We start from the raw sequence: 13702 nt of genomic DNA on the forward strand, positions 1-13702 counted from the left end.
GGTTTTTTTATGGGCGCATCACCACAAGCATTATGGTGTAAGCATTAGACTAAAACGCCAATATTTAACAGCACAGCAACATCGAAAGGATGAACATCATGGACAATCGAGTCATAATATTTGATACCACATTGCGCGATGGCGAACAGGCCTTGCCGGCAAGCCTAAGTGGCCGTGAAAAATTACAAATTGCGCTGATGCTCGAACGTTTAGGTGTAGACGTGATTGAGGCAGGTTTTCCCGTTTCTTCACCTGGCGATTTTAAATCGGTGCAGCTCATTGCCAAAGAAGTAAAGAAGGCAACCATTTGCGGTTTGTCGCGGGCATTGGAAAAAGACATTGATGCATGTGGTGAAGCGCTCAGCGTTGCCGAAAAATTTCGGATTCATACCTTTATCGCGACATCTGATATTCATGTAGATACAAAATTAAGGAAATCTCAAGACGAAGTAGTCGAGATGGCGGTTAAAGCCATTGCGCATGCTAGAAAATACACCAACGACGTGGAGTTTTCGTGTGAAGATGCAGGCCGCACGCATATCGATTACTTATGCCGTATGGTCGAAGCGGCCATAAAAGCAGGTGCAACGACGGTTAATATTCCTGACACCGTGGGTTATACCATACCGTCGGAATTTGGCAGCACTATTGAAAATCTATTTAATCGGGTGCCAAACATAGACCAAGCCGTGATTTCAGTGCATTGCCACAACGATTTAGGCTTAGCCGTAGCTAACTCGTTAAGCGCCATCCAATACGGGGCGCGTCAGGTAGAATGCACCATTAACGGCATTGGTGAGCGCGCGGGTAACTGCTCACTAGAAGAGATTGTGATGGCGCTAAAAACCCGCGAAAGTTTGTTAAATTTGCAAACCGGCATTAACACCCAAGAAATTAGCAAAACATCAAAATTAGTCAGTCAGCTTTGCAATATGCCCGTGCAGGCTAATAAAGCCATTGTGGGTGCAAACGCATTTAGTCACTCATCTGGCATCCACCAAGACGGCGTGCTTAAAGGTCAAAACACCTACGAAATCATGACGCCAGAAAGCGTGGGCATCAATAAGAATAACCTCAACCTTACCTCGCGCTCTGGTCGACACGTGATTAAGCATCGACTCACCGAGCTTGGTTACGGGCCAGCGGAGTACGATCTTGACGAGGTGTATGCGTCATTTTTGCGTTTGGCTGACAAAAAAGGGCAGGTTTTTGATTATGATCTTGAGGCGCTATTGTTTTTTAATCAACAAAAGCATGAACATGCGTTTTATAAGCTTCATTACCTCCATGCCACCTCGGGTCATAACATTATTCCCTCAGCAACCGTCACGATTGAAGCGGGAGACGACAAAATCACTGAATCGGCCACAGGAAATGGACCTGTAGACGCAGCATTTAATGCTATTATTCAGGCCATAAAAGGGCACGACTTAGAAATCGTCGATTTCAAGCTCGACTCCAAAGGTGAAGGCGCAGACGCATTGGCCCAGGTGAGCGTAATAGTAGAATATAAGCATCGCCGTTTTAACGGTATTGGCCTGGCTACGGACATCGTTGAGGCCGGCGTAAAATCATTGATATTTGTGCTAAACAACATGTATTTAGCAGACCAAATTGACCAACAAAAACAAGAAAAGATAGCAGGAGTATAGAATGACGCGTCACAACATTGCCGTATTAGCCGGCGACGGTATTGGGCCAGAGGTCATGCGCGAAGCGAACAAAGTGCTCGATGCCGTAGCGGCACAATGTGGCTTTGAGCTTGTCCGACAAGACTATGCTGTAGGTGGCTATGCCATTGATCATCATGGCAAGGCCCTTCCCAACGAGACTTTAAAAGGCTGTGAAAACGCCGATGCGATCCTGTTTGGCTCTATCGGAGGTCCTAAGTGGGACAGTTTACCGCTAGAGCAACGTCCTGAAAGGGCGGCGCTGTTGACGCTCCGCAGTCATTTTGATTTGTTTAGCAATTTGCGCCCTGCCCGCATTTATCCCGGTTTAGAAGCCTTATCTCCTCTTCGAATCGATATTGCAAAAAGCGGTGTAGATGTTCTAGTTGTGAGAGAATTGACCTCTGGTATTTATTTTGGTCAGCCCAAAGGAATAGACGGTGAGGGCGAGGCACAAAACGCATTTGACACCATGCGCTATTCTCGCAAAGAGATTCGACGTATTGCTCATTCGGCGTTTAATGCCGCTAGCAAACGTAACAACAAAGTCACATCGGTCGACAAAGCCAATGTATTAGTCAGTAGTCGCTTATGGCGCGAAGTAGTAGAGGATGTTGCCAAAGACTATCCGAATGTAAGTTTGGAGCATATCTATATTGATAACGCGACGATGCAACTTATTGCCAACCCTTCACAGTTTGACGTGATGCTGTGTTCTAATTTGTTCGGCGATATATTGTCAGATGAATGCGCCATTATCACCGGCTCTATGGGGCTATTGCCCTCAGCGAGTATCAATGCAGACGGCTTTGGTATGTATGAGCCTGCCGGTGGCTCTGCCCCCGACATTGCGGGCAAAGGAATCGCCAATCCCATCGCGCAAATTCTTTCAGCGGCGATGATGTTAAAATTCTCTTTAAACGAAGAAAAAGCCGCCAGTATCATTGAAGACGCCGTGACCAAAACTTTGATGGACGGTATACTGACCGGCGAATTATTACCAAAAGACCAGCGTGAACATGCAAAGAGCACCTCTGAAGTGGGTGATTATGTTGTATCCGTGATTCAGGGGAAGTAAATGTCTAAAACGCTTTATCAAAAAATTGTAGATGCACATTTAGTTGACAGTATCGGCGAAGATTTACTGTTATATATCGACCGTCATCTGATTCACGAAGTGACCACACCTCAGGCCTTTGCAGGACTAGCTGAGAAAAACCGTAAAGTGCGTCGACCCGATTTAACCTTCGGCACAATGGATCACAGTATTTCTACTCGCTCTTTAGCGATTGATGCCTGTGGACCGCAAAACGAGCTTCAACTCAATACACTGGCAGCCAACTGCGCCAAATACGGCATTGAGCTTTATCCGGTAGGCCACAAAAATCAGGGCATTGTTCACGTTATTGGGCCACAACTTGGCTTGATTCAACCAGGAATGACCGTAGTTTGCGGCGATTCACATACCGCTACTCATGGCGCCTTCGGTGCATTGGCGTTTGGCATCGGCACCTCGCAAGTAGAGCACGTGCTTGCCACCCAAACACTTAAGCAATCGCGCGCCAAAAGCATGTTAGTGAATGTTGAGGGTAAACTTGGCTTAGGTGTTACTGCCAAAGATATTATCTTAGCGATCATTGGTAAAATTGGGCATGCGGGTGCAACCGGGCATGTCATCGAATATGCGGGCAGTGCAATATCTGCGCTTTCGATGGAACAGCGCATGACCGTGTGCAATATGAGTATAGAAGCTGGCGCCAAAGCAGGCCTGATTGCACCAGATGACAAAACCTATGCCTACATAAAGGGCAGAGAGTTTGCGCCGAGTGACAAAGATTGGGACGCCGCCTTAGCCCATTGGCAAACGTTACACTCTGACGACGGCGCTCACTTTGACACCGTTGTAAATTTAAATGCTGACGACATCGCACCACAAATTACATGGGGCACTAATCCTGGACAAGTTATCGCCGTAAATCAGACCGTCCCGTCTCCAGATGATTTTGATGACCCTATCGTAAAAGCCTCAGCAATTAAAGCGCTGAAGTACATGGGACTTACGCCCGGACAAGCGTTAACCGACATAGATGTATCTCACGTCTTTATTGGTTCATGTACCAACAGCCGCATCGAAGATTTGCGAGCGGCAGCAGCGGTTGCTAAACAAGGAAAAGTTAAAAGCAGCGTGACCGCCATCGTCGTGCCCGGCTCCGTTGCCGTAAAGGCGCAAGCAGAACAAGAACAGCTCGATAAAATCTTTATAGACGCTGGATTTGAATGGCGCTTACCCGGTTGCTCCATGTGCTTAGGCATGAATGACGATGTGCTGAACGACCAAGACCGCTGTGCATCAACCAGCAACCGAAACTTTGAGGGGCGTCAGGGACGTGGTGCCCGTACACATTTGGTAAGCCCTGAAATGGCTGCCGCAGCGGCTATCACGGGCAAATTTGCCGATGTTAGGTCTTTTGACGCCTAAGCGCTCAACTGCCATAAACAAAGACCTAGCGTTATTCATTGGAGAAAGTATGAGCGAAATCAACACCATCACGGGGCGCGCTGCGCCTCTTGACCAAGCTAATGTCGACACCGACCAAATCATTCCGAAGCAATTTTTAACTGGCGTTACTCGTAGCGGCTACGGTAAGCACTTGTTTCATGACTGGCGCTATTTAGACCAACACGAAAGCGTGCTCAACCCCGACTTTAGTTTAAATCAAGCTATTCATAAGGGCGCCAGCGTTTTGCTCACCCGCGAAAACTTTGGGTGTGGTTCGAGTCGAGAACATGCGCCTTGGGCACTCGCTGACTATGGCTTTAAAGCCATTATCGCCGTTAGCTTTGCCGATATTTTCTATGGCAACTGCATCAACAATCAATTGCTTCCCGTTACACTCTCATCGGCTCATATGGACCAGTTGTTCGAGATTGTTTTACATGCCCCTGATACCGATATTCATATCGACCTGCCCGCGCAGACCGTAAGCTGCAAAGAGCTTAGCTTTGCATTTGATATTGCCGAGCACCATAAAACCAATTTGCTAAAAGGCCTTGATGCCATTGGGCAAACCTTGGAGCTCGACGCTAAAATATCGGACTTTGAACAAACTCGGCAAATTTGGCTTTAAAAAAAACCAGAACAGCCGATAATTTTGATATAAACATTATGCGAGTTAATGCACTGCTTTTTGTAGCCTAGCGCTTAAAAACAGCAACGCGTCAAAAGATATGAATCAAATCGTCAACATCGAAAACGTTAAAATTGGCATGTACCTGCTGCGTATAAGCGCATGTAGCACCAATCTTGAGGTTAAAAGCCAAGGCTTGATTAAATCGAGCGGTACCATCGCAAGCTTAAAGCGCCGCGGTGTAGAGTCTATTGAAATAGACTTAGATAAAAGCGTGCATGCGCAAAAGAAAAGCAAAGCTGCTGATAGCACAAATGACGTTGAGAGCGACGTCCCTGATGTTAGCCTGACAGCGCCGCGCCCAAAACCATTTGTTAAACTTACCTTTGAGCAACAACAGGCCCACCTAGCAAAAGCTGACAAACTCTATACGCAAGCAAGAAGCGCACAAACACGCTTTATGAAGCAACTGCGCACTGCAGATTCGCCCGATTTTGATGCGCTCAATCATGTCTGCCAAGATATCATTGATTCGGTGTTCGAAAATCCTGAGGCATTAAGTTGCTTGGTGATGTTAAAAGACACCAATGACTATTTGGTGGAGCATTCACTTAATTGTTCAATTTTGATGAGTCTGTTTGCACGTCACCGGAATTTTTCTCAGGCGGATATTGAAGACTTCACAATGGCTGGCTTGTTAATGGACGTAGGAATGACCTTACTTCCGCAAGACTTAGGCAGTCGCTCAGACGAGTTTTCACCTGCCGACATTGTACTGATGCAAACCCATGTCGATATTGGTATTGAGGTGATTGAACGCTTCGCAGACGTGCCTCCTATGGTTTACGATATTATTAAAAATCATCATGAACGCATTGACGGCAGCGGTTATCCAAAACAGAAAACGGCTGAACAAATTTCAGAGTATGCTCAGATGGCGGGTATTGTGGATTGTTATGATGCCATGATAACGGATAGAGCCTATCGCTCTTCAATGTCATCACAGGAAGTGCTTGAGACCCTCAGCGCAAATCCAGCATTCTCGTCTGACTTGGTACAGTCTTTTATTGAAGCAATCGGTTTATATCCAGTTGGCTCACTGGTACATCTGAAAAGCGAGAAGCTTGCGATTGTGGTTCAAAAACATAAAGACAACCCACTTAAACCTCGCGTAATGAGCTTTTACAGCATACGCAACAAACATCATGCTGAAGTGAAAATAATCGACCTTACAAAATCTTCCGATAAGATTTTAGGGGCGGTGCGACCCGAAGAATTTGACCTTAATTTATCGAAATTCTTTAAGTCAGTGCTGTTTCAGGGATAGCGTTTAAGCGCTGAAGATAAAACGACCTTCCTGCTGCATTGCATTCCAAACGGGCTACAACACTAAAAGGCGACTCGCCTCGTTGGTGACTTTGGTTGCGGGCATATCCGTTATAAAGTCAAATGCGACTTACCTAAACGGTGACTCGAAAAGTTTGGGGTATGTTCAAATGTAAAAGCATGCGCGCACATGGATGTGCGCGTTTGACTTTGTAACCGCCCGTACGAGCAGAAACTACCAGTCCGACAAGGCATTCATTGAAAAGGTCTCACCTTTAAATGCCAATAGGATTTTTTCAGGTTGAATTTCAACTATCGCCAGGCCGTCTTCAATAAAGTCGCCCTCTGATAAGCGCAGCCCGTTAACCCTCACCCATCTGTCTTGTGGGTCAGACGCGTACATATGCGCACTAAAACTCATTGAGGGCATATCAACTAGAATACCCGCGGGTAATTGGTCAATTCGTGGCGTATCTTTACGCTGAGTGCGAAGATCAAATTGTGCCGGTGCGGGAGCTCGCTCAAGCGCAATTAAATCGTTTGCATCATAACTTGCTGGTGGTGGAATAATATCGCCTTGCGACTGCTGCTGAGCTTCTAGCTGCGCGGCGACCTGATTCACACGACGCAGCAGCTCCGGCGATAGCACTTCTTCAGTGCTGTCGGAACTTGGGCTTTGCGGCTCATCGTTTGTTGTCATTGAAGCAGTATTCGAGGCGATGTTGAGCGTATCGTCAGCACCATAGCCAAGCACAGTTTCACCTTCATTGAGCACGACTCCGTTTATACTCTGATAGCTTTTAGGAGCAAGGTCTGGCTCGGCGCTCGAGGTTGGCGCATCATCAGATGCATTTACGGCTTCTTCAAAAGGCTCACTTTGCTGTGCAATTGCTGCTTGCTCACCTGCAACTTGCTGATTTTGGCTTGCTTGTTGTGAACTCGACTGGTCATCTGATTGAGACGCTTGAACTTCTGGACTGTTTGTTTGCGGGAGCTGCTGTGCAACGCCCTCTTCTGTAAAGTCTTCAAGCTTATGTTGTGCACTTTGACGCATATTGACAATATTTGAAGGCTCAACACTAGACAGCCATTGCGGAATATTCATCAGGGCAAAGCCCAAACAAAAACCCACAAAGCTTATTGTTACCAACAATCCATAGGGCCGCACAAACAAACGCCACTTTGAGGGCATATCGTCAATGGCAGGCATAAATAACGAACGATGAAACTGCTGTGATAACTGACGGTCAACTGTGGCGCTTTTTTTATCTTGCGCCATTAAACGCTGAGTAGCAGATTGGCCGGCGGATGCTTGCCGATGTTCGACTACCGCATCTGGCTTTGCCGGTGCAGCGCTTTGCGTAGTCTTGTCGGGTAAGGAGTTGTCAGGGCCTGAATTGTCGGTTTCAAAGCCCTCTATCTCAAGGCTTTGCGCCTCATCAACCTCCACCAACATCACGCCCATTTCTTTCAGGCCTTTTATCATGGCCTCAGACCTGACCATGCCCACCCTTCTTATTTTAACCGGTCCGCGTTGTTCAATAACCTGCGTAATCATCATGCCCGGTTTAAGCGCTTCGGTCGCCACCTGCTTAAGCATAAAGCCCTCCAACAAGCACACCAAAGACTAAGGCGAGCAAAAAACTAATAATGTAGCGTCTGCGCCATTTGGTATGCTGACGCTGACTTACAATGTCTTCACCTAAGACCTGATAGCTTGCCGACATCATTACCTGATAATCAATAAAGGGGCGCTGCAGCGAGTAGCCTAAACTCATCGCTCTATCGCACAATAAATTAATGACCCGTGGAATGCCCCCTGAGATGGCAAACAAAAGAGCTAAGGCAGGTTTAGTAAAGGGACTTTGGGGAAGATTCGCCACATTTAAGCGATGCTCAACATACTGCCCCACCTCTTGTTCAGTCAATGGCAATAGATGATAGCGCGCGGTAACTCGCTGAGCGAGTTGACGTAGCTCGTTTCGACGCAGCAATTGTTGTAGCTCAGGTTGCCCAATTAATACGACTTTTAAGAGCTTTTCACGGTTGGTCTCTAAATTGGTCAGCAAGCGCAGTTGCTCTAGCACTTCCGGCAGCAGATGCTGGGCCTCATCGATAATAAGAACCGTATTTTTACCCTGACGGTGATTATTTGCTAAATGGCTTAAAATTGCGTCGGTGTAGGTTTTCAGGCTGGCCTCATTTGCGCTGTACTGAATATTGAGCTCGTCGCACACAGTTGCCAGAAGCTCAAGTGCCGATAGCGTAGGGTTCAAAATAAGTGCCGTTTGCGTATTGTCTGACAAGTCCTGCATCAGCTTACGTGAGACTGTGGTTTTGCCAGTACCGACTTCACCGGTTAGCATCACAAAGCCGCCCGACTCTTGCAATCCAAAGGTTAGGTGCGCCAAGGCTTGTTTATGACGGGTACTCATAAACAAATAATCGGGATTAGGCGCAATTGAAAATGGATTATCCGTTAATCCAAAGTAGCTTAAATACACAGCAGTTTCTTACATCCAATGCAGTAATGACGGTAACGTTATCACGAAAGTGAAGCGAGTCAATATTGAGACTCTTTTAAGCAAGAAATTACATAAGTTTTTGGCGAAGATAGTCGCTGATGTGATATTTTACTGAGCATCTGATAACGCCAACGAGCCTCTTTATCAATATGCAAATATACTTAGTGGGCGGTGCGGTCCGCGATACTTTACTCAATCGAGAAGTTACCGAGCGCGATTATGTAGTCGTGGGCGCGACGCCTGAACAAATGTTGCGTAAGGGATTTACTCAAGTAGGTAAAGACTTCCCGGTGTTTTTGCACCCTTCCACAAAAGAGGAATATGCACTTGCCCGCACTGAGCGCAAACAAGGCCGTGGCTACACCGGCTTTGCATGTGATGCATCGCCAACCATCACCCTTGAGCAAGACTTACTAAGACGAGATCTCACTGTTAATGCGATGGCGATGGACGATGAGGGCAATATTATTGACCCTTTTAACGGACAACATGACTTGCAACAGCGTGTGTTAAGGCATGTGAGCGAAGCGTTTACCGAAGACCCTCTGCGCGTGCTGAGAGTTGCCCGCTTTGCTGCGCGCTACCATAGCCTCAGCTTTCATGTACACACTGATACTTTAGATTTAATGCGCCGCATTTCACAAAGCAACGAACTCACATTTTTAAGTGCCCCGAGGGTCTGGCAAGAAACCGCAAAAGCGCTTCGTGAGGCGCATCCAGATGTTTATTTTACGACCTTAAAGTCAGTAGACGCCCTCAAGCACTGGTTTAAAGAGCTCGATAAGCTATGGGGCGTGCCAAACCCTAGCAAATGGCATCCTGAAATCGACACCGGCGTACACACAATGATGGTATTACAACAAGCGGTAAGCTTATCGGATGACCTCCCCGTGCGTTTTGCAGCCCTCGTGCATGATTTAGGCAAAGCACTTACCGATACAACGCAGTGGCCTGCACATCATGGGCACGACGATTTAGGTCTTGCTGCGATTAATCAGTTTTGCGACCGATTAGGCGTGCCTAACCAAGCGCATGAACTCGGGCTATTGGTGAGTGAACATCATTGCGTGGTTCACCGCATGCTTGAAACATCGCCCGAAAATATTTTACAGGTGTTTGACAAAGCCGACGCATGGCGACGACCAGAGCGATTTTTGCAGCTTTTATTAGTATGCAAATGTGACTTTTTGGGGCGTAAAAACTTCGCTCAACGGCCTTACCCACAATTTAAGGCTTGGCAAGACTTACTCGCAATATTACAAAGTGTAGATGTAAAAGCGATTGTTCGTAGCGGTTTAAAAGGCTCACAAATAAAAGACGCGGTACGCAAAGAGCGTTTAGAGATGATTAAACAATTTCTAGCCAGTGCGCACGGGCTTGCTTAGTCGCTCGGTTTATTCAAACTCGGCGAGTGCCGGTGTATTTGGCAAAAGCTTTTACGCGAAACTTAGTGTAAACTCCCGCACCGATTTATTATAGGAAGTGATTCATGTTTGCAGACTTAGAATTGGACGACGAACTTTGTCGTGCAGTTGCCGAAATGGGATTTACCCAAGCCACAAGCATACAAGCATTGGTGATACCCGACGCTATGGAAGGGCACGATATTCTTGCTAGTGCGCCCACCGGAACAGGTAAAACGGCTGCATTCTTACTGCCTATTTGTCAGTATTTGCTCGACAACCCTAAACGCACCGAAGGCAGTACACGCGCCCTCGTGCTAGTGCCTACTCGTGAGCTTGCCAATCAGGTGGGCGAGCAAGCGCGCGCCATTATGAAGTACACCGATTTAACCTGCGGCGTAATTACCGGCGGGATAAATTATGGCACCGACCGAGAAACCCTAGAGATGCGGCCTGATGTACTCATTGCTACACCCGGACGTTTATTTGAGCATATCGAAAAAGAAACCTGCGACTGTCGCGACATCGAGTCATTAGTATTAGATGAAGCAGATCGCATGCTCGATATGGGCTTTTCTTCTATTGTTTATCAAATTGCTGGCGAAGCAAGATGGCGCAAGCAAAGCATGTTGTTCTCAGCGACGCTATCAAGCAGAGGTGTGCGTAACTTTGCTGCCGAACTTTTAACGGATCCTAAAGAATTCAATGCCACGCCTTCACGAAAAGAAAAAGCCAAAACCATTCAGTGGTATCACCTATGTGACGACCTAGCGCATAAAGAGGCATTGCTTGAGCATCACCTTAATCATTCGGTGGAGTCGTGCATCGTTTTTGTGAAAACACGAGAACGCCTTCATGCATTAAAAGACAAACTCATGAACAAGTACCCGTTGGTGTATTTGCAAGGTGAAATGCCGCAAGACAAGCGCAACGCCGCTCTGGCAAAATTTAAATCGGGAGAAGCTAAAATATTGCTTTCAACCGACGTTGCAGCACGCGGTATTGATGTTCCTAATGTTAGCCACGTGATTAACTACGACATGCCACGCGGGGCCGACGTATATCTGCATCGGATTGGCAGAACAGGTAGAGCAGGTGCTAAGGGCACAGCAATATCGCTCATTGAAGCGCACGATTTTATGTGGGTGGGCAAAGTTGAACGTTACACCAAAGAGAGCTTTAAAGCCCGTGTGATTGAAGGCTTAAAGCCAAAAAACAAAGCGCCTTCGCTGGTAAAGAAGAAAAAACCTAAAAGCAAAGTTAAGCGTAAGAGTAAGCAATCGAGTCCTAAAAAGCGCAATAAGAAATGAGTTTATCGTTAAGCATGCAGCAAATTGTTTTGGCTACCGGCAACAAAGGCAAGGTCGCTGAGTTTGACGCATTGTTTAAACAATACAAAATTCAAGTGTGTCCACAATCGGAGTTTTTAGTCAGTGACGTTGCTGAAACCGGCTCAACTTTTGTTGAAAACGCCATTATTAAAGCTCGCCACGCCTCGCGCCATACCAAACTACCGGCGATTGCCGATGACAGTGGTTTGGTCATCGACGCATTAAATGGTGCGCCGGGCATTTACAGCGCAAGGTACTGCGGACAACACGGCAACGACAAAGGAAATTACGAAAAAGTACTGCGTGAGCTCGCTGACGAGAGACGTCGAAGCGCGCGATTCTTATGTGTACTGGTATTTTTGCGTCACGCAAATGACCCCACGCCGCTTATTTGCCAAGGCGAGTGGGAAGGTCAAATCACTACTGCACCATCGGGCGATGGCGGCTTTGGTTACGACCCAATTTTTTACCTTCCCGAGCATCAGTGCACCGCTGCCGAACTTGATAAGTCTATCAAAAATGCGCAGAGCCATCGCGGTAAAGCACTAAAGCGGCTTATGCACGATTTACAGCCCCTTTTGTGATAGTACTTGGTGAGCTAGCCTTTTATTATTTCTCTGAATAAGACCTCCAACACCATGCCCACACAGTTGATGCAAAAAACGATACCGCTTTCGCTTTACGTGCATATACCGTGGTGCGTGCAAAAGTGCCCATACTGCGATTTTAACTCGCATCAAATGAAAGGCGGCATACCTGAGAACGAGTATATCGGACACGTACTTGACGATTTAGAAAAAGACCTTCCCAGCATTACTCACCAAGGGCAGGTGCGAGAAGTATCGACCATTTTTATTGGCGGCGGCACACCGAGCTTGCTCAGTGTAGAGGGCATGCACAGATTAATGCAGGGCATTGCGCAACGTGTGCCGCTGGCAAAAAATGCCGAGGTAACCATGGAAGCAAATCCTGGCACAGTAGAAGCTGAACGCTTTGCCGGCTTTAAAGAAGCTGGGATAAATCGTATTTCCATTGGCGTACAAAGCTTTCAAACGGAGCACTTAAAACGTTTAGGTCGTATTCACGATGACCAGCAGGCGGTAACAGCAATAGAACTTGCCCGCACACTTAATTTGCGCTCATTTAATACCGATTTAATGCATGGTTTACCCGAGCAAAACTTAGATAACGCCTTGTCTGACCTACAAAGAAGTATTTCGCTCAACGCGCCTCACATCTCCTGGTATCAACTGACTATTGAGCCCAACACGCTTTTTTACTCAAAGCCACCTGAGCTGCCAGACGACGATGTTCTATGGGATATTCAGCAACGAGGACAGCAATTATTACAAGCAAACGCTTATGAGCAATATGAAATTTCGGCCTATAGCCTTGCAGGTCAACAATGTCAGCACAATCTTAACTATTGGCGCTTTGGTGACTATCTTGGAATAGGATGCGGGGCGCATGGGAAGGTTACCAACATGCACTCGGGTGTAATTACGCGCACTGAAAAAGTAAAACACCCAAAAGGCTATATGAATCTTTCAACACCTTATTTATATAAAACACATGCGGTGGCGAGAAACGAATTAGCCTTTGAGTTTTTCATGAATCGCTTTCGCTTATTAGAGCCCTGTCCTAAAGAAGATTATGAGCGCCTAACAGGATATGGTTTAAGCGTGACAGAACAAGCTCAACTGACGGGCGCCGTAAATAAAGGCTTGTTAGATGAAACGCTGACCCACTGGCAGGTCAGCGAGCAAGGTAGGCGTTACCTTAACTCATTGTTGTCAGAGTTTGTGTAACGCGCTAAAAGCCCTAGCGGATGGGCTGTAAGCCCTTTTCTCTATCACGCACTGCTTCAGATAAACTAAACCCGCCCTTTTTCCAATTTGATGCTTCGCGAGCCGAAAAATTCTTTTTAATCCAGTCGTGAGCTTCATCCACTTCAAAGCCGTTACGTGTCCACATTTTAGACTCACGCGCATTAAGACCAATTTTGCTCCACTGCTGCGCTGATTTGGCGTCAAAACCCTCAGATTTCCAAGCAGTGATGTCAGATTCGCTCATACCTTTCCAGTTTGGCGCACTTGAACAGGCGGCTACAACAAGCGTTATCAATAATAAGCTGATGAGTTTTTTCATGTTTTATTCCTTTATGTTGTTAATTGATAATGTTTTTAAACGAGCTTGCAACCGATGAGATAGATGATAGCGTAGGTTTGATGATCTCGCTAGATGTTAAGTATTTGCGTTTGGATTTGAGTCGAGTGGGCAATGTTATGCTAGACTTTTAGTCAAGCTAACACGTAACAA

Annotated in this window: 12 protein-coding genes; 9 read left to right on the top strand and 3 right to left on the bottom strand. The window is 46.6% G+C overall.

Annotated features, from left to right (window positions below; translation table 11 throughout):
* Positions 1 to 98: 98 nt before the first annotated feature.
* The 5 genes from leuA (at position 99) to ACFO4O_RS17405 (ending at position 6125) form a co-directional block, all read left to right on the top strand.
* Positions 99 to 1652, top strand: coding sequence for a 2-isopropylmalate synthase (gene leuA, locus ACFO4O_RS17385; RefSeq protein ID WP_382410853.1), 1554 nt, complete (start codon positions 99 to 101; stop codon positions 1650 to 1652).
* Position 1653: 1 nt separating this feature from the next.
* On the top strand, positions 1654 to 2748 hold the full coding sequence (gene leuB, locus ACFO4O_RS17390) for a 3-isopropylmalate dehydrogenase (protein WP_382410855.1): 1095 nt from the start codon (positions 1654 to 1656) through the stop codon (positions 2746 to 2748).
* Positions 2749 to 4149, top strand: coding sequence for a 3-isopropylmalate dehydratase large subunit (leuC, locus tag ACFO4O_RS17395; protein WP_382410857.1), 1401 nt, complete (start codon positions 2749 to 2751; stop codon positions 4147 to 4149).
* A gap of 49 nt (positions 4150 to 4198) precedes the next feature.
* Complete coding sequence (gene leuD, locus ACFO4O_RS17400) at positions 4199 to 4798, top strand: 3-isopropylmalate dehydratase small subunit (protein ID WP_382410859.1); 600 nt, start codon at positions 4199 to 4201, stop codon at positions 4796 to 4798.
* Between the two features lie 100 nt (positions 4799 to 4898).
* A complete protein-coding gene (locus ACFO4O_RS17405) occupies positions 4899 to 6125 on the top strand; it encodes an HD-GYP domain-containing protein (protein ID WP_382410861.1) in 1227 nt (408 codons plus the stop codon).
* A gap of 234 nt (positions 6126 to 6359) precedes the next feature.
* Here ACFO4O_RS17405 and ACFO4O_RS17410 read toward each other — a convergent pair whose 3' ends face one another.
* Together ACFO4O_RS17410 and ACFO4O_RS17415 are read right to left on the bottom strand one after the other, a co-directional pair.
* Positions 6360 to 7724, bottom strand: a complete 1365-nt coding sequence (locus tag ACFO4O_RS17410) for a general secretion pathway protein GspB (RefSeq protein WP_382410863.1) — start codon at positions 7722 to 7724, stop codon at positions 6360 to 6362.
* The gene (locus ACFO4O_RS17415) at positions 7717 to 8628 is read right to left on the bottom strand and encodes an ExeA family protein (RefSeq protein ID WP_382410865.1); all 912 of its coding nucleotides are present in this window, start codon (positions 8626 to 8628) and stop codon (positions 7717 to 7719) included. The genes ACFO4O_RS17410 and ACFO4O_RS17415 overlap by 8 nt, the downstream gene beginning before the upstream one ends.
* Positions 8629 to 8798: 170 nt before the next feature.
* Here ACFO4O_RS17415 and ACFO4O_RS17420 point away from each other — a divergent pair, with 170 nt between their 5' ends.
* The 4 genes from ACFO4O_RS17420 to hemW all read left to right on the top strand — a co-directional run bounded on the left by ACFO4O_RS17420 (position 8799) and on the right by hemW (position 13191).
* Positions 8799 to 10034 carry a multifunctional CCA addition/repair protein gene (locus tag ACFO4O_RS17420; RefSeq protein ID WP_382410867.1) on the top strand — a complete coding sequence of 412 codons (1236 nt, stop codon included), beginning with the start codon at positions 8799 to 8801 and terminating at the stop codon, positions 10032 to 10034.
* Between the two features lie 104 nt (positions 10035 to 10138).
* Positions 10139 to 11362, top strand: a complete 1224-nt coding sequence (gene srmB, locus ACFO4O_RS17425; RefSeq protein WP_382410869.1) for an ATP-dependent RNA helicase SrmB — start codon at positions 10139 to 10141, stop codon at positions 11360 to 11362.
* A complete protein-coding gene (rdgB, locus tag ACFO4O_RS17430) occupies positions 11359 to 11967 on the top strand; it encodes an RdgB/HAM1 family non-canonical purine NTP pyrophosphatase (protein ID WP_382410871.1) in 609 nt (202 codons plus the stop codon). Before srmB ends, rdgB begins: the two co-directional genes overlap by 4 nt.
* 54 nt (positions 11968 to 12021) lie before the next feature.
* Positions 12022 to 13191, top strand: a complete 1170-nt coding sequence (gene hemW, locus ACFO4O_RS17435) for a radical SAM family heme chaperone HemW (RefSeq protein WP_382410873.1) — start codon at positions 12022 to 12024, stop codon at positions 13189 to 13191.
* Between the two features lie 13 nt (positions 13192 to 13204).
* Here the strand turns inward: hemW and ACFO4O_RS17440 are convergent, their stop codons facing one another.
* On the bottom strand, positions 13205 to 13531 hold the full coding sequence (locus ACFO4O_RS17440; RefSeq protein WP_382410875.1) for a membrane lipoprotein lipid attachment site-containing protein: 327 nt from the start codon (positions 13529 to 13531) through the stop codon (positions 13205 to 13207).
* Positions 13532 to 13702: the final 171 nt, after the last annotated feature.

Origin of the sequence: Glaciecola siphonariae (assembly GCF_042652645.1) — a bacterium.
GTDB lineage: Bacteria > Pseudomonadota > Gammaproteobacteria > Enterobacterales > Alteromonadaceae > Glaciecola > Glaciecola siphonariae.

Excerpts from the sequence above, each read along its gene's own strand:
- leuC (WP_382410857.1), top strand. The coding sequence starts at position 2,749 with ATGTCTAAAACGCTTTATCAAAAAATTGTAGATGCACATTTAGTTGAC.
- ACFO4O_RS17420 (WP_382410867.1), top strand. The coding sequence starts at position 8,799 with ATGCAAATATACTTAGTGGGCGGTGCGGTCCGCGATACTTTACTCAAT.
- leuB (WP_382410855.1), top strand. The coding sequence starts at position 1,654 with ATGACGCGTCACAACATTGCCGTATTAGCCGGCGACGGTATTGGGCCA.
- rdgB (WP_382410871.1), top strand. The coding sequence starts at position 11,359 with ATGAGTTTATCGTTAAGCATGCAGCAAATTGTTTTGGCTACCGGCAAC.
- srmB (WP_382410869.1), top strand. The coding sequence starts at position 10,139 with ATGTTTGCAGACTTAGAATTGGACGACGAACTTTGTCGTGCAGTTGCC.
- ACFO4O_RS17405 (WP_382410861.1), top strand. The coding sequence starts at position 4,899 with ATGAATCAAATCGTCAACATCGAAAACGTTAAAATTGGCATGTACCTG.
- leuD (WP_382410859.1), top strand. The coding sequence starts at position 4,199 with ATGAGCGAAATCAACACCATCACGGGGCGCGCTGCGCCTCTTGACCAA.
- ACFO4O_RS17440 (WP_382410875.1), bottom strand. The coding sequence starts at position 13,531 with ATGAAAAAACTCATCAGCTTATTATTGATAACGCTTGTTGTAGCCGCC.
- leuA (WP_382410853.1), top strand. The coding sequence starts at position 99 with ATGGACAATCGAGTCATAATATTTGATACCACATTGCGCGATGGCGAA.
- hemW (WP_382410873.1), top strand. The coding sequence starts at position 12,022 with ATGCCCACACAGTTGATGCAAAAAACGATACCGCTTTCGCTTTACGTG.
- ACFO4O_RS17410 (WP_382410863.1), bottom strand. The coding sequence starts at position 7,724 with ATGCTTAAGCAGGTGGCGACCGAAGCGCTTAAACCGGGCATGATGATT.